Consider the following 16,782-nt stretch of genomic DNA (forward strand, 5'->3'; position numbering starts at 1 on the left):
CGACCTTGTCCACAAAGCGCTTGTGCAATCTAAAATTGTCCACTGCTTGCATCATGCAACCTGACTTAGTCGTACGCTTGTAAAAACCAAAACTTATCATTAAAGCCATTAACCCCTGCAAAGCATCACAGAGCGAAAGGTCAAGAGGCTACAAGTTGATGTCGTAACAGGCCGAACAATGGAGTGGCACCAATAGTGCAAAAGCATTTTGCGGAAAACCTTAGTCGCTGTAGAGTGTCGCCAAAGCGGGCATCGATTTAACGCTACTATAACCAATGTGTGTTACGGTTTTGTGTTCAGCTCAGATCAAAAGGAATAAGTCAGCTATGACGCGCGCCAAAGGAAGTCACCTTACCCCGGAAATGCAACGAATCAGTGCAGCAGCCCATCACGACCCTTTCGCCGTTCTCGGCAACCAGCAAGACCAGCTAGTGGTTTACCTTCCAGATCTGGAGTCGCCACCCTCAGTGCTCACCCCAGAGGGTAAAACACCATTAACCCCCGTTGCCGCCAGCGGCTTTTTTACCGCGCCCTTGCAGGGCCTTAACAGCGGTCACCATAAACTGGTTTGGCAAAATGGCAACGGCTACACCCACGAACGCTATTACCCTTATACCTTCGCACCGCAACTGTCCGACTACGACCTACACCTGTTTAACGAGGGCCGACACTGGGAGCTGTACCGTGTGCTTGGCGCTCACCCAAAAGAGGTGGACGGCGTTAGCGGCGTGTTATTTGCGACCTGGGCACCCGGCGCCGAACGTGTCAGTGTGGTAGGCAACTTTAATCATTGGGATGGTCGCCTGCACCCCATGCGTTCGCGCGGTGGCTCAGGTGTTTGGGAGCTATTTATTCCCGACTTACAGGAAGGTGAGCTTTACAAGTTTGAAATTCGCAGCCGCGAAAATGCCCAAGTGGTGGTAAAAACCGACCCCTACGCCCAGGCCTTTGAAATGCGCCCGGCGACCGCCGCCAAAGTAGAGGCCGATAGCCACTACCCATGGCAAGATGCCGAGTGGATGACAGAGCGCGCACGCTGGGACTGGCAGCACAGTCCCCTTTCGGTTTACGAAGTGCACTTAAGTTCATGGCAGCGCAGCGACGACGGTGGTTTTTTAAGTTACCGCGAGTTGGCTCATCGTTTGTGCGATTACGTTAAACCACTGGGCTTTACCCACATTGAAATTTTGCCCGTTTCCGAGCACCCATTAGATGACTCCTGGGGGTATCAGTGCACAGGTTACTTTGCCCCCACCAGCCGCTACGGTTCCGCCGACGATTTCCGCTACTTTGTAGACCACCTTCATAAGCACGGCATTGGTGTTATTCTCGACTGGGTACCGGCGCACTTTCCTAAAGATGAATTCGCCCTCGCCCGCTTTGATGGCTCGGCGCTCTACGAACATGAAGACCCGCGCTTGGGTGAGCACAAAGATTGGGGCACCTTAATCTTTAACTACGGCCGTAACGAAGTGAAAAACTTTTTAATCGCCAGCGCCCTTTTCTGGTTAAAAGAGTTTCACATCGATGGCCTGAGGGTAGACGCTGTCGCCTCAATGCTGCATTTGGATTATTCCCGCGAAGACGGCGAGTGGATACCCAACCGCTACGGCGGCAACGAAAACCTGGAGGCGGTTGAATTTATTCGTGAGCTGAACGTTCAGTGTCATGGTCAGTGCCCCGGCGCCTTGATGATCGCCGAAGAGAGCACAGCCTGGCCGCAGGTATCCGGGCCTGTGTATCTGGGTGGTTTAGGATTTTCCCTCAAGTGGAACATGGGGTGGATGCACGACACGCTGGATTACATGAGCAAAGACCCCATTTTCCGCCAGTACCATCACAACAGCCTAACCTTTGGCATGATGTACGCCTACAGCGAAAACTTCCAACTGCCTTTTAGTCACGATGAAGTAGTACACGGCAAAGGCAGCATGATTAATAAAATGCCCGGTGATTACTGGCAAAAATTTGCCAACCTGCGGTTGCTGTACACCTATCAATTTACCTACCCCGGCAGCAAGCTGTTGTTTATGGGCTCTGAGTTTGCCCAGTGGGCCGAGTGGGCAGACAAGGGGCAGCTCGATTGGGCGCTGCTGGGGTTTGATGCCCACACCGGGGTACAAAAAACCGTTGCCGATTTGAACCGGTTGTACCGGGACTCACCGGCGTTATATCAGCGCAGCTATCAAGGTGATGGCTTCAGCTGGGTGGACTGCCATGACAATACCCAATCGGTTATCAGCTTTTTACGCATAGCCGATGAGCAAACCTACCTAATTATACTGAACTTTACCCCCGAACCTCGCAGCGGATACCGCGTAGGCGTGCCGGCCCTTGGCCAGTATCGCGAGGTATTTAATTCAGATTCGGCATTTTACGGCGGCAGCAACCTGGGTAACGGCGACAGTTTAAAGGCAGACGACACACCCTGGATGAACCAGCCCGTCAGCCTGGAACTTACACTGCCACCCTTGGCAGGAATTATTTTAACCCTGAGTTAATGGACCGCGCCGAAAAAAGGAGCAACGCGTGAAAATTTTATTTGTGTGCAGCGAAGCCTACCCTCTGATTAAAACCGGCGGGCTGGGTGATGTGGGCGGCGCATTGCCCCGTGCCCTGCAAAAGCGCGGCTCGCAAGTGCGATTGCTTCTGCCAGCTTATGGCGCGGTGATGGCAAACGCAAAAGAGTCAGGCGTTAAACTACTGCTGGAATTTGAGTGCGACGGGGTGCCGCTCAAATTATGGCAAACAAGACTGCCCGGCAGCCGGGTGACAACCTGGTTAGTGGATGCACCAGAGTTTTCAGCTCGCGACGGTGGCCCCTACACCGACAGCAACGGTGTCGACTGGCACGATAACGCCTGGCGGTTTTATTTGTTTAGCCGCGTCGCTGAAAAAATATCCACAGGTGAATTGCCGGTTGATTTTGTACCGGACATCACTCACTGCAATGACTGGCAAACGGGTTTGGTTCCAGCGTTATTAAGCCGCCACAAGAACAAACCTGCCACCGTATTTACCATTCACAACCTCGCCTACGGGGGTATTTTTAACTACGACACCTTCGCGGCCCTGAAACTTCCAGATGCTTGGTGGCATCACGAAAAACTTGAATTCTGGGGGAATTTTTCTTACCTCAAGGCGGGTATTGTCTTTGCTGATGCCGTTACCACGGTCAGCCCCAGCTACGCCGAAGAAATTCAGACACCGCAATTCGGCCACGGGCTGGAAGGGTTATTGACTCACCGAAAAGCAAACTTGTCAGGCATTGTGAATGGCATTGATTGCCAAGTCTGGAATCCGGGCAGCGACAGTCACCTCCCCTGCAAATACACTCGGCGCAGCCTAAAACGTCGCGTAGAAAACAAACGTGCACTGCAGGCTGAAAAAAACTTGCCCGTTAACGCCAATATTCCCATGTTCGGGTTTGTCGGTCGCTTAGTGGAACAAAAAGGCGTTAGCTTAATTCTGGAAGTAATGCAGCCACTGCTGGCCGCCGGTGAATGCCAGCTGGTTGCTGTGGGCACCGGGCAGCGGGAATTCGAACAGGGCCTGCTAAAACTGCAGGACCAATACCCCGAGGCCGTCGCCGTCACCATAGGTTACAGTGAGCAACTATCCCACTGGGTTGAAGCCGGCTGCGATATGTTTTTAATGCCATCACTGTTCGAACCCTGCGGTTTGAACCAGATGTACAGCCAGCGTTATGGCGCCGTACCCATTTGTCATTATGTCGGCGGCTTGCGCGATACCGTGGTCAATTTTTGCAAATCGCAATTGGAAGCCTACACAAACGGCAACTTAAGCCTGGAGCAAGTGGATGAAACCGGCTTTTTATTCCGCAAACCAACCCCAACAGCCTTAACCGAATGTATTAATCGCGCCCTCGCCTGCTACCAACAACCCGAGCTATGGCGAAAGTTACAACTAAACGGTATGCACAAAGACTTTAGCTGGCAACACAGCTGCGAAGGGTATATGGAGCTTTATCAGGGGTTGCTGGAGGGGTGATTACTGGCTCTGTGCGGCTATTCGCATCGTGCAGACCGCCCCGACTCCCATCTTCTAAAAAGAGATATTGCTAACGGGGCTTTTAATATGCGCGAATACTCGCGCTTGCTGTCACTTCTCTTTGTTTGGAAAAAAACTATCGAATAGACCGTTATTCGGCCATGGCATTAGTGAACCCATTTATCACCCCGGCACCTTATCCATCCTCTATTTTTTATCTTGTACAAAAACGATATTAAAGTTAAGCCCTGACACCAGGATTCTTTGATGCTGGACATAGGAACGCTTTATTTAAGCGAAACGCAATAAAAATAAATAAGCAACCAAAAACCATGGAAATTAAATGTGGTCTCCGAATGCCGGCCTTTAACGATGCCTGAGCGTGATTTCTTGGGTTAACATAGATCTCTATATATTCTCCGACTCTATAACTTTGAGTTGGGCCAGAAAAACCAAAACCCACAAAAGAGGAACTATACTCCCTCCCCGCAAACTCATAGGAGTAGCTAAACCGACCTCCAGATCCACTATTGCTTAAATGGCGAGTAACGGACACGACAGAATACCCTTTGTCATATGCCCCCTGAACTTTCGCCTGAATCAAGTGCCACGAACTAGCTTTAGCGCTATTAACCCCGTTCCAAAGCGAACTTCCAACGAGAAACAGGCCTGCCGCCAGTGGCAGTGAAATTAAAGACAATTTAATAAATTTCAATTTACTATCCCTAGCCGTGGGGTCGAATTAAATTGGAGCAAGCGAGTGTCTTCTTTAATTGGTGGCTGATACACAGCTGTTTGAGTCAAGCCTTACAAGTTTCGATCACTTAAAACGTTGCATGTAAAATTAAATGCCTGACCCTCGGCTCTATTCTTGATAATCAATTTTTACTTCTTTTTATGTGAGCAGCCCATCCGGTAGGAATAGTTAAGATTAGTAGTAGAAAAATCGGCACCAGTAATATACTTGGGTTTGTGTATGGCTTACATAGAAAATAGATATAACCGATCAAACCTGGAAGCGAGCTTGCAAATGATGGACACCACCAAACTAATCCATATATTTTTACTATAAAGTATGCACCTAGCGCTGGAATCAAAAATGAAAGCGCCAGCATAACCCACCCCAAAACGACCACCCTGCCCTCTAAAAACAAAGTCGCGAACGATAAAACTACAGCCAGCAATCCAAACACGCCGAATATTACAGTGGAAATTATGTAGATCAGAGTTTTCTGTCTATTCATGATTAAATGCTTAACGGCGGGACCTTGTGAACGTCCGGCAGCCATAGATAGACTGCGCCTTGTTAAGCATCTTTCAGAATCCAGTCTACAAAACGAATGCTCCACTTTCGCCCATACCCATGCCTGGGCGTTTGGTACGTTCGGTGGTATATACGTCTGGCTTCTTCAGCGCCTAATATCTTTGATGCCGCCCGTAACCAAACGAAGCTTGAACCAATCACCGCAACAATCGCGTAGGCAAGAAAAGCTAAAACGATTGAGCCAAGAACGAAATAGTCCCAAGCTTCAAAAGTTCGCACTTGCTTCGACCAGAACCCGTTAGCCGATTGCATGTTCGTCAGTGCGAGGTAAATAGTTCCGAAAATTGCAATGATAGGCGGAGCGCCACATGTTATTTGTCCTACGAAGTCTCTCATGACAACCGGCTTAACGCTTTGCTCACCGTAAAATTGGGAGCGTAGCGAGTAATTTTTCCGTGTGCAGCAACTTGTTATACGGCATTTAAACGGATCTGGTTTCAACATCGCCGACATCAAGATTTATACTTTTCGTATTCATCTAGATACAGGCGCTCTGACTCATCACGAAACTGATTTCTTCTATTGTGTAAATCGTTAAGCTTTTCACTGATACTTTTATATATAATTTGATGAGCTTGGTTCTTTAGGTTATCTTCATTGTACTCATCGATTTGGAAGCCTTCCTCTAGAGCCGCATTAACTAACTTCAAAAGAATTGTCTTATCTATTTTATCGATAGTTTCATACGTACCGTCTTCTGTCAGGAAGTGTCCCTGACTATTTTCAATTTTTAATGCTTTCATAGCCGCCTCTTCTATCAACATAAGCTTCTTCGCCAGCCTCCAGTGTGTTCATGGTAACCTGGAAATTGTTTATTGTTTTTCCGTCAACTGAACAAAGTTCTTTGTCAGATGGGTACCCTGAATACCTTCTATATACGATCTCATCATCTTCAATCTCTTTTGATGTGTACACCATATAATCTGCATTGATTGAAGCTCCAACTGTACTATTATGGGTGACAACGACTACCGGCATTGTCTTAGATATTTCTTTCAGCATTTGATTAGCTTCGCCTTTCAGGAAAAGGTTATCAAACGACGACTCTGGTTCATCTATCAATAGATAATCAAAGTTTTGTGCATCTTTTATTTCCTGCAAAAGACGAAATTCAGACCTTTCACCACCTGACACCTTGAATCCATCTCTGTTGAGTATTTCATATTCAATGCATGCAAAGTACTTATAAAACTCGGATTGAGTCCAAGCTCCATTTTCCTTTAATGCAATGAGATACTTATAAGGTAAAGCATATTCTTTATAGGCGTCGCTGAAACCAACCTTTTGCCCACTTACACGCAAAATTTCGCCGGCACCATTAAATGCTCGCTGCTTGCAAACCACCTTAAATCCCTGAATATTCTCCTGAAATATTACCTTCTCAGTTTGTAGTAACTTTGCAATTTGGTTGAATTTTAAAACCTTCCTGTGCTCAATCATAACCCTGTACAGGTCGACATCTTTAACTTGTGTCGCTGACGTTCTTAGTTGGAGCTTACTTTTGACATCTCTAACGATGTCATTTACAAAACTTCTCTTCTTTCTTTCATACGCTTTTGACCAAAGAAGCTCAATTAACTCCATTGCCAAAGATTTCAAGTTATTTACATCAATATGTTTGTCAATGATCCCTCTATATTCGATGTTCTCTATCAGTTGTCGAACAGCACCGACAAGATCTCCAAGCCCCTTATCCTGGGCCACTTCAAATTGCGTTTCATTAAATAGTGCCACTTTAGAGAATGCGTCATATTTCTCTGCCTCTTCTGCCGACTTTAGAAGTGTTGCCAGATAATCGTCAACCTTTCGTTGATTAACTCTAAGATCAATATTTAACACATCATCGAGAACAGTCTTGAATGGAGTCAGATGCTTATCAGCGAATATACTCTTCTTCCGAGCGACATCGTCATTGAATTCTTTTTCATAGTTAACGTCATCTCTTTGAACAAGTGAAAATTGTGGAATATATTTTACATTTTCGCAGTCATTGCTTATCTGAGTTAGCATTTCAGTCTTCCCTGAAGATCGTGCACCTAGAACAATATTAAGCCCGGTGGATAGCTTCTGACCATCGTCAAAAACCTGAAATAGTGAATTCCCCTCTGACCTAGATAGAGATACTTTATTTCTATCACGCAAGCTATATTTCAATGAACTAAGGGAAATATCTCCACAGTCGATATATGTTTGTCTTGAGGGGAACTTGCTCATACCTTCACGAATTCTTACATCACTAAAAATAACTGGTGTTAATTCTGTGTCATCTTTAGCCAAACGAATAAATTTTTTGGGGCTATCAACTTCACCAGCAGATATGAATTCGTCCATTTGGTCAATCGTCTGTCGCGATATGGATGGCTTTTTTTCATAATGGGGGATTAGCAAGTACTTATTGAGGTCACCAAAAATATGGAACAACTCATCTATGCTAATAAAGTCACCTATAACCTTGATTTTTTCAGTTACGGCTTGAGTTTTTATTTGAAACTCATCTAAATGTTCATTTTCAGAAATGAGAAGAATATGACCTTTAGCTAGATTTATCTCAATACCTGGAAAAACAACACAGTCAAGCGCTTTATCGATTTCTCTAAATTGTGCCAAATCGAACACGTCATGATTTGTTATTGCTATAGCGTCGAGTTCGGCTGTTTTAACATACTCATCTAATTTCTCTAACGAAAAATCAAAGTGAGCATCACTAATCGTAGGCACTGTGTGCATGTGAAGGTCAATTTTCTTCAATTTTTTCTCCATAAATAATTAGAAGAACGTACGATCCGAAACGCACATTCGCACAATGCCGTATAACGCGGAGCGCAGCGGCGGCCCGTCAGGGACGTCCGGCGACCATCGGCCGCGTACTGGCGCGAATTGTTAGAGATGTTGGTCAAGATACTCATCCGTTACGCGAACCAAATCCCTCAGGAATCGAATCACCTTCTCCAATTCATCTTTCTTGATCAGATGAGCGGCCGGCGATCCGTTATTGATTGGCTTTGAGCGATGAACTGCATCCCCACGCTTTGAAATCCACTGATTCAGCGACTTTCGAGCTTTTTCCGGGGTCACGTTCGCCCAGGACCAAGCTGAAGTAACGTCTAACCCAAGATAGTCCTGAAATATTTTTTTGGTCTTATCTGAGGCTGGGTTATGGAACTGCTTTAGCTCTTGTCGAAGTTTTTTCTGTATAAACTCCCCAACGTAACTACCGGAGACGACACTGAGACGTTTATCCATAGCCTCGGTGATACGGTCTTCAACGTACGTTTCCCACGCTGTCAAAGCCATGACCAAACCAGCTCGCTTTAGCACCTCAGCATTCGCTGGGGGTGGATTGCAGTTGATCGCATCGAAATGAGCAAGGAGCTCTTCTGCGTCTTTTATTCCATGCTCGAATGAGCTCTTTGCTTGTGACATATTCCCTTCTCTAACATTTGTATATCGCGCATGCGCGTTATCATTCCTTGAAACAGCATTAGGAATTGTACGCAGGCTTATGATTTATAAACTATTTAACCAATTTCTTGGTCTTGGGAAGGAGAAGCAAAGTGTGCATGCGTATTATCTCGCTCACGGCGGTCTTGTTATCTAACCTTCCCAGTTGGTTAAGCATTTGACTATAAACGTTTTTTTAATTATTGAAAACCGCAAAGCGAGCCAGCCCTACGAGCGATGCGTGCGCTTTAGGCGATAGAGGTCAAATATACCTGTATAAAAAGTCGCGCCTTAAAGGTGAGATAGAAAATCTCAGCCAACTACGAAGCACCGCTCTTAGAATCCCCTGCATCCAGCCGAGCGAAGGCCTATTTTAGGGCGGTAAGTACGCATGGACGCGTACGCAAGCATCGCCACGCCAGGGACGGCGTGTCGATGCGGCCCCCTAAAATCGGCCGTAGCGAGGGCACCCGAAGGGCTGAATGCCGGGGTGGGCTTTCTTTTCGTTAGTTTTCTTTGCCCAAACAAAGAAAAGTGACTCGCCCGCCCGGCGAAACGGGCAAACAAAGAGTTACCGCCTCCGGCGGCGCAATTTGTCTAGACACCGGCTCAAGGCCGATGATGATAAAAGAGCGGCAGCTCAATGACTCGCGTAAGCGAAACCTACAACCCCGCTCCACCCACATAATCCCTCGCAAACTGCCAAGCCACCCGCCCGCTTCGCGACCCACGGGTCATGCTCCAGCGCAGCGCAGCTGCCTGCACGTCATCTGTCCACTGTCCGCCGAAAAACTCAACCCAGTAATGGCAGGCCGCAAAATATTCGTCCTGACGGAAGGGGTAAAACGTTAGCAGTAAGCCAAAACGCTCCGACAGCGAGGTTTTTTCTTCCATGCTGTCGCCGGGGCGAATTTCACCGTTTACCTGTTCGGTTTCCAGGTTATCGCTCATTTTATGGGGCAGCAGGTGTCGGCGGTTGCTGGTGGCATAGAACAGCACGTTATCGCCGGGGGCGCGGATGGAGCCATCCAAAGCCGATTTAAGTGCTTTGTAGTTATGCTCGCCCTCTTCAAACGACAGGTCATCGCAAAATACGATAAAACGCTCAGGCCGCTTTGCCAAAATACCCAGCAAACGCCCCAGGTCTTTTAAATCGGGCTTGTCAATTTCCACCAGTTTGATGTGGCTTTTATGCTCAAACCAGCAGGCTTTGATAAGGGTGGATTTTCCGGTGCCCCGTGAGCCCGTTAACAGGATATTGTTGGCGGGTTTGCCTGCCGCGTACTGAGCGGTATTGCGCAAGATAGCCTGCTTTTGCCGATCGACATTCTGCAGCGCGTTCAGGGGAATATGGTGGGGGTCTTCTACCGCCTCCAGATAACCGCCACGGGAATCGGCAACCCAGTAAAACGCATCCGCGTGCCACTGTGTTTGGGGGGGAAGCGGCGGCACGACTTGCTCCAACCGATCCAGTAATTTGTCTACCTTGGTTAGTACATCAGACAATTCAGCCATTGGGACCTCCTGAAAAAGGAGGGTCACAATAGCAACTGAAACAGGAAAATCAAGCGCCACTTTTATGTTACTGGGGCACAAACTTGGGTATCTTACGTTATAGTATGTGCAACACAGAGGAAGGATGCCATGCAGTTCAGCCCCCAGGAAAAGTCTCTCATTCTGCAAACCTTACAGCAGCGCTGTGACTGGTTAAGTAAAAAATTAACGAATATGCCTGAGGGGGAGTCCCGCCAAAAGGTTGAATCCGTTCAGCAACAGCTTGCCGCAATTGTGGGTAAGTTTGACTCTACCGCAGGCGCGGAGCCTACCAGCGCCACACCCTCCAGCCCTGCTGAGGTTAGAGTATTAATTGTGGACGATGACGAAGACCTAACCGAGCTGCTTGCCACACTGCTGGAAGGCTTGGGGTTTAGCAGTATTGATGTTGTCCATGACGGCCAGTCGGCGATTAAATCGATGTACGAGAAACACCTTCCTTACCACCTTATTCTTTCGGACTGGAACATGCCCATTAAAAGCGGTTTAGAGGTTCATGCCGCTATGCAGGCCTCTGACCGGTATAAAGACTCTGTTTTCGTGATGACCACCTCTGTCACGCAAGCGAGTCAAATTCGTGAAGCCATTGAGCGCGGTGTCAGTGATTACCTGGCTAAACCCATTTCGGCCGAGACGCTTGAACGAAAGTTTAAACGCCTCTTTCCGGGCATGATTTAGCTTTTTTTGTTGAGCGCCAACAGTTCATCTACCGATTTTTGCAGTTGAATCAGTTGAGCTTCAAGCTCGGAGCGCGCAGGCTGTTCGCCCTCCTCTTCGATCTGGCGGGCGCGGTTTTCAGATTCAATCACGTTCACCACAATGCCAATAATCATGTTCAAAAAAGCAAAAGCGGTTAAAAAGATAAAACTGACGTAGTACATCCAACTGAGCGGGTATTGCTCCATGGTTTCGTACATTACGTCGGTCCAGTCTTCAAACGTCATCACTCGAAACAATGTCAGCATGCTGACGGCAATATCGCCCCACAACACGTCATTGATAGGGGCAAAGAAAAAGCTGCCCACTGCGCCGTAGATATAAAAGATAATAAACATTAACAGCGCGACGTAGCCAAGCTGAGGCATGGCTTTGATGAGCGAGCTGAGCAAAATCCGCAGCTCGGGGATAATGGATACCATCCGCAGCACGCGGAACACGCGAATCAGGCGACCTACCAGCGCCATGTCGCTGTCTTCGATGGGCACCAAGCTGATCACAACGATTAAGGTATCGAAAATATTCCAGGCGGATTTAAAAAAGTCGCGTTTGCGCGGCTCACCGATAAAGCGAATGGTGATTTCAAACAGAAAAAACAGCGTGATTAACCAATCGAGAACCACAATGACCTGTGACAGCAGGGGTGGAATATCGTAAGTTTTGGCGCCGATAACCAGTGCCGAGAACACGATAATAGCCACCACAAACAACTCAAACGCTTTGTTGCTGCGCAGGCGATGAAAACGTGCCTGCAGGCTGTTGGGGTCGAAATGCAATTCGGACAAATCAGAATGACCGCTCACGGCTAGCCTCTATTCATAAATGCAGTGTTTGGAGAACAGCCGTGCGTCGCTATCCGACCAATTGCCGTCTGGCGTCGCCATCATGGCGTCGCACCAGGGCTCAGTGCCGGGCTCCGCCTGGGTATCGGGTACTAAGGAGGCATCGCTGTTTCTCAGTTGAGGCACCAGCGCAACCGACTGAGGCGACGAGCTGCTGGCATCCGTTGGTGCAACCTGAGTGGTTTCCGGGGCGGGCGCTGGTGTGGTGGCGAGTATATACAGCCCCACGCCCAGCGTACACACACCGATAACCGTCGCTACTAAAGCGATGAGCAGTGATTTATTCATAAAGTTAACGTTTGTATGAGTTGGCTTTTGTTAGTACTGGCCGTAACGAATAGGCGTTACGGCTTACCCGCTGTAAATCAGTCCGCCTGCGAGGGCGTTAGCCAGTGAGCAAGGTCAGTGGCGTAATAGGTAATGATTAAGTCCGCCCCTGCCCGTTTAAAGGCCAGCATGGTCTCCAGCACAATGGCTTGTTCGTCAATCACACCGGCGCTGGCGGCGGCTTTAATCATGGCGTATTCACCGCTCACATGGTAAACCGCCAGCGGTAACGCCGAGTTGGCGCGAATGTCTGCAATAACATCCAAATACGCGGTGCCCGGTTTTACCATCAGTAAATCAGCGCCTTGGGCTTCGTCTTCAAGTGATTCTGCCAATGCTTCGCGGCCGTTGGCCGGGTCCATCTGGTAGGTGTTGCGACTGCCTTTGAAGGTGCTGTCCACGGCATCGCGGAATGGGCCGTAAAATGCCGAGGCGAATTTAGTGGAATAGGACATGACCGGTATATGGCTGTAGCCGCTGCTGTCTAAAGCGTCGCGAATGGCGGCGATCATGCCGTCCATCATGCCCGAGGGGGCAATCATGTCGACCCCGGCGCGGGCGCAATTGACCACCTGTTTTTGCAGGTTTTTCAGGGTTTTGTCGTTATCCACGTCGTGATCGCAGACCACGCCGCAATGGCCGTGGCTGGTGTATTCGCAAAAGCAGTTGTCGCTAATCACCAGCATATCGGGGGCGGCGGCTTTGGCGGTGCGAATCATACGCGCCAGCAAACCGTCTTCACGCCAGGTGTCTGAGCCGGTGTCATCTTTGTTTTCCGACACGCCAAACAGCAGCACCGCTTTAATACCAAGCTGCCAGGCGTTTTGCACGGCCTGGGCCAGTTGATCTTCGGGGTAGCGCACAACGCCCGGCATGCTTTCGATGGTCACCGGCTCGGAGATGCCTTCTTGCACAAAAATCGGCAGGATTAAATCGTCGGTGGTCAGTTGGGTTTCTCGGACTAAATCGCGGATGGCTGCACTGCGACGACGACGGCGAAAGCGAATGGCTTGGTTCATAAATCAGGCTCTTAAATAATCTTCGTGGCTCCACTGGCACTGCACGAGCATATCGCCAGAGCCGGGTACGTGAAAGTTGCGGCTGCTTTCCCAGCTAAAGGTGTGGGTACCGTAGAGTTCGGTTTCAAGGTGTACTGTGGCGGAAACCCAATACATTTTACTGAGCAGGCCTTCAAACTGTTCAATCCACTGATTCCATTCGTACTCAACAGCCTTGTAGGAGGCGCCAAAGTGCATCACTTCGGTTTGGTAATTAGTGCTGAGTAAGCGGGGTTCGGGAATGGAGAACATCTCCTGGCACAGAAACGGCCATTGCTCAGCCTTGGGCAGCGACAGCATTGCGTCGCGGTTAACGCGCATACGATCGCCCTGCCCGGCACCGACAATGCTGTCTTTGATGCAACCGTAAACTATCGATTCAGGGTCCATTGTACTCATGTATTCAACCTGCTAAACCTTTAGGAAATTCCGTGCTGCTGTAACAATGCCATCAACCCGGCCTCGTCCAGAACCTCTACGCCCAGTTGTTCGGCTTTAGCGAGCTTCGAGCCCGCGCCCGGACCGGCCACCACGAAGGCGGTTTTCTTGGACACGCTGCCCGCCACTTTAGCGCCCAATGCGCGCAGTTTTTCACCGGCTTCATCGCGGGTCATGGCTTCTAATGTGCCGGTTAACACACAGGTTTGCCCCGCCAGCGGTTGGTCGTTGGTGTCGTCCGCGGCTTGTGGTGTTTTTTCTGGCCAGTGCACGCCCAGCTCGCGCAGCTTTTGGATGATAGCTAAATTATCGGGCTCAATAAAAAAGTCGCGCACAAAACGGGCTACCACCGGGCCAATGTCGTCTACTTGCTGCAAGGCTTCTTCATCGGCTTCGCTCAGCGCCTGCAATGTACCGAAATAATCCGCCAGATTGCGCGCAGTAGCTTCGCCTACCTCACGAATGCCCAAAGCATAAATAAAACGCTCAAAACTGACCTGCTTGGATTTTTCCAGTGCAGCAATCAGGTTTTCGGCGGATTTCGGCCCCATACGTTCAAGCTCGGCCACTTGCTCGGCGGTCAAGGTGAACAAATCGGCGACGGTTTTAATCAGCTCTTTATCCACCAGTTGTTCAACCAGTTTATCCCCCAAGCCGTCTACATCCATGGCTTTGCGCGAGGCAAAGTGAATAATGGCCTCTTTGCGTTGCGCCGGACAAATCAAACCACCTTCACAGCGAATGGCGGCTTCACCCGGTACTTGCACGGCCGGTGAATCGCAAATGGGGCAGCGTGAGGGAAATTCAATGGGGGCCGCGTTGGCCGGGCGGCGCTCGGCGACCACGCCGACAATTTGCGGAATAACGTCACCGGCGCGGCGCACAATAACCGTGTCCCCTACTCGGGCATCCAGACGGGCTATTTCATCGCGGTTGTGCAAGGTCGCGTTGGACACGGTCACGCCGCCAACAAATACCGGTGTCAAGCGCGCCACGGGGGTTATGGTACCGGTGCGCCCTACCTGAAATTCTACCGCTTGCAGTTCGGTCATCTCTTCCTGGGCGGGAAATTTAAACGCAATTGCCCAGCGCGGTGCGCGTGAGACAAAACCAAGCTGCTCTTGAGTGGCAATGTCGTTTACTTTAAACACCACACCATCGATGTCGTAGGCAAGCGAGGCACGCTTCTCGCCCAGCTGCTGATGATAATCAATGCATTCAGCGATGGAGCGTGCGGCAATCATCTCGCGATTGATTTTAAAGCCCCACTGTTTGAGCAAATGCAAGATGTCGGTATGCCGGGCGGGTAATGCCATACCCTGATGCACCCCAACGCTGTAGGCGCAAAGCTCCAGCGGGCGTGTTGCGGTAATGCGCGAATCCAGCTGGCGCAGGCTGCCTGCCGCGGCGTTGCGGGGGTTTACAAACACCTTGTCACCGGCTTCGGCGGCGCGTTTATTGAGCGCTGCAAAGCCTTCGCTGGGCATATAAATTTCGCCCCGCACTTCTAATCGTTCGGGGTAATCGCTGCCGCGCAACTGCAACGGCACCGAGCGAATGGTGCGCACATTGTCGGTAATGTCCTCGCCATTGGTGCCATCACCCCGGGTGGCGGCGCGCACCAGCTTGCCTTGCTCATAAAGAATGCTGATGGCAATACCATCCAGTTTTGGTTCGCAGGCGTATTCGATATCGCCGGTGATTTTCAGCCGGTCCTTCAGGCGCTGATCAAACGCTGTTAAATCTTCATCGCTGAAGGCGTTGTCCAACGACAGCATGGGCATTTCATGACGCACGCTGACAAAGCTGTCCAGCGGCGCGGTGCCCACCCGCTGGGTGGGAGAATCGGCGGTAATCAGCTCGGGATGCTGTTGCTCGAGCGTTCGCAGCTCGTTTAACAGGCGGTCGTATTCCGCATCGGGAATGCTGGGCTCATCAAGGGCGTAATAGCGGTAGTTATGATCATCAATTTGCTGGCGCAGCTCGCTGATACGGCTGCGCGCGTTGGGGGAAACAGAGTCTTGCGACACTGGGTGCCTCGTATGGTTCGGGTACAGGGATCAGGCGCCGGCGCGTGACAGGCGCTTACGCTCGTATTCGGCAATGCGCTGACGGCAGTGCTCCATGGTTTGACGGGTCATCACGCTGCGGTTTTCGTCTTTTAACTCGCCGCCTAAACCGTCGGCAATGGCCCATGCGGTGTCGCGCATAATATCAAACGCTTTAATGCTATCGACCCTAAGCGGCAGGGTTAAAAACAGACTGACACCCGGAGTTTGAAAGCTGGCCATATTATCCAGATCAAAAGTGCCGGGCTTTACCATATTGGCAAGACTGAACAGCACAGGGCCTTCGCCGCTTTCGCGGGCGTGGCGGTGAAAGATATTCATATCGCCGTAGCGCATACCGACCTGCAACAGCGCATCCAACAACCGCTCTCCGGCAAAGACCTGCCCTTCCCGCGCCATGACATTAATGATTATGACTTCGTCGGGTGCGGCTGGCGCAGTTTGTGGTTCGTCGCTGGCGGATAGACGCTCATCTACCTCCATCTCGGCACTGGATGCTGGTGGCGCAGAGTCTTCCGAGGTTGTATCGATGGCCGAAAATGAAGGCTCATGACGGGCTTCGTTAGCAGGCTCGGCCTGATGGGAGTGCTGCTCTTCGGGGTCAGTGGCGCTGAAACTTGGCTCGACACGCTCGTGCGGCTCAGCGGCAATGTCAGTTTGTTCGTCGACAGACTCCATTAACATGGGTACCGACTCGTCAAGGTTTAAAGTAACCTGCTGTGGGATGCTGTCGCGGTCGCCATGATGTTGAGCTGGTGTGGGGGTATCGAGAATTTCACGTTTAGCCACGACTCGCGCGCCACCGTTAGGAAGCTCGCTGGTGTAGGGTTCATCAATTGAGTCCGGGCCGGATTCAAACTGCCTGGCCCGTCTGGAAACCTTTATGCTGTCGCGTTTTGAAGCGCGCATACGGCGCCAGCCATCCAGGAGGATAGCGACGATTAACAGAACTACGATGACCGTTAACCATTCTTGCATAGTGAGTCTTCCAATTCCTGTAA

The 16,782-nt window shown here is 49.9% G+C and carries 15 protein-coding genes; 3 read left to right on the forward strand and 12 right to left on the reverse strand.

The window, feature by feature from the left end:
* Positions 1-326 precede the first annotated feature (326 nt).
* Together glgB and glgA are read left to right on the forward strand one after the other, a co-directional pair.
* Complete coding sequence (glgB, locus tag D568_RS0110660; RefSeq protein WP_020209592.1) at positions 327-2,501, forward strand: 1,4-alpha-glucan branching protein GlgB; 2,175 nt, start codon at positions 327-329, stop codon at positions 2,499-2,501.
* Between the two features lie 28 nt (positions 2,502-2,529).
* Positions 2,530-4,011, forward strand: a complete 1,482-nt coding sequence (glgA, locus tag D568_RS0110665; protein ID WP_020209593.1) for a glycogen synthase GlgA — start codon at positions 2,530-2,532, stop codon at positions 4,009-4,011.
* 241 nt (positions 4,012-4,252) lie between these two features.
* Here glgA and D568_RS21430 read toward each other — a convergent pair whose 3' ends face one another.
* The 6 genes from D568_RS21430 to D568_RS0110695 all read right to left on the reverse strand — a co-directional run bounded on the left by D568_RS21430 (position 4,253) and on the right by D568_RS0110695 (position 10,291).
* On the reverse strand, positions 4,253-4,726 hold the full coding sequence (locus D568_RS21430) for a DUF3592 domain-containing protein (RefSeq protein ID WP_083915347.1): 474 nt from the start codon (positions 4,724-4,726) through the stop codon (positions 4,253-4,255).
* A gap of 163 nt (positions 4,727-4,889) precedes the next feature.
* A complete protein-coding gene (locus D568_RS0110670) occupies positions 4,890-5,300 on the reverse strand; it encodes a hypothetical protein (protein ID WP_020209594.1) in 411 nt (136 codons plus the stop codon).
* Between the two features lie 487 nt (positions 5,301-5,787).
* Entirely contained in the window at positions 5,788-6,078 is a 291-nt protein-coding gene (locus D568_RS0110680; RefSeq protein WP_020209596.1) for a hypothetical protein, read from the reverse strand.
* Positions 6,059-8,083 (reverse strand): hypothetical protein, encoded by a 2,025-nt coding sequence (locus D568_RS0110685; RefSeq protein WP_020209597.1) that lies wholly within the window; start codon positions 8,081-8,083, stop codon positions 6,059-6,061. The genes D568_RS0110680 and D568_RS0110685 overlap by 20 nt, the downstream gene beginning before the upstream one ends.
* Before the next feature lie 132 nt (positions 8,084-8,215).
* A complete protein-coding gene (locus D568_RS0110690) occupies positions 8,216-8,758 on the reverse strand; it encodes a HEPN domain-containing protein (RefSeq protein ID WP_020209598.1) in 543 nt (180 codons plus the stop codon).
* Between the two features lie 681 nt (positions 8,759-9,439).
* A complete protein-coding gene (locus tag D568_RS0110695; protein WP_020209599.1) occupies positions 9,440-10,291 on the reverse strand; it encodes an ATP-binding protein in 852 nt (283 codons plus the stop codon).
* A 129-nt stretch (positions 10,292-10,420) separates the two neighbouring features.
* Here D568_RS0110695 and D568_RS0110700 point away from each other — a divergent pair, with 129 nt between their 5' ends.
* On the forward strand, positions 10,421-11,008 hold the full coding sequence (locus D568_RS0110700; RefSeq protein WP_020209600.1) for a response regulator: 588 nt from the start codon (positions 10,421-10,423) through the stop codon (positions 11,006-11,008).
* Here D568_RS0110700 and D568_RS0110705 read toward each other — a convergent pair.
* The 6 genes from D568_RS0110705 to zipA form a co-directional block, all read right to left on the reverse strand.
* Positions 11,005-11,850, reverse strand: a complete 846-nt coding sequence (locus D568_RS0110705; protein WP_020209601.1) for an ion transporter — start codon at positions 11,848-11,850, stop codon at positions 11,005-11,007. The two genes, D568_RS0110700 and D568_RS0110705, sit on opposite strands and share 4 nt — an antisense overlap.
* Before the next feature lie 9 nt (positions 11,851-11,859).
* On the reverse strand, positions 11,860-12,177 hold the full coding sequence (locus D568_RS19935; RefSeq protein ID WP_020209602.1) for a DUF3012 domain-containing protein: 318 nt from the start codon (positions 12,175-12,177) through the stop codon (positions 11,860-11,862).
* 77 nt (positions 12,178-12,254) lie between these two features.
* Positions 12,255-13,235, reverse strand: a complete 981-nt coding sequence (gene hemB, locus D568_RS0110715; protein ID WP_020209603.1) for a porphobilinogen synthase — start codon at positions 13,233-13,235, stop codon at positions 12,255-12,257.
* A 3-nt stretch (positions 13,236-13,238) separates the two neighbouring features.
* On the reverse strand, positions 13,239-13,664 hold the full coding sequence (locus tag D568_RS21685; RefSeq protein WP_020209604.1) for a hypothetical protein: 426 nt from the start codon (positions 13,662-13,664) through the stop codon (positions 13,239-13,241).
* 29 nt (positions 13,665-13,693) lie between these two features.
* Complete coding sequence (gene ligA, locus D568_RS19940; protein ID WP_020209605.1) at positions 13,694-15,742, reverse strand: NAD-dependent DNA ligase LigA; 2,049 nt, start codon at positions 15,740-15,742, stop codon at positions 13,694-13,696.
* A gap of 30 nt (positions 15,743-15,772) precedes the next feature.
* Entirely contained in the window at positions 15,773-16,759 is a 987-nt protein-coding gene (zipA, locus tag D568_RS0110735) for a cell division protein ZipA (protein ID WP_020209606.1), read from the reverse strand.
* Between the last annotated feature and the right edge of the window lie 23 nt (positions 16,760-16,782).

Origin of the sequence: Gilvimarinus chinensis DSM 19667, assembly GCF_000377745.1 — a bacterium.
GTDB lineage: Bacteria > Pseudomonadota > Gammaproteobacteria > Pseudomonadales > Cellvibrionaceae > Gilvimarinus > Gilvimarinus chinensis.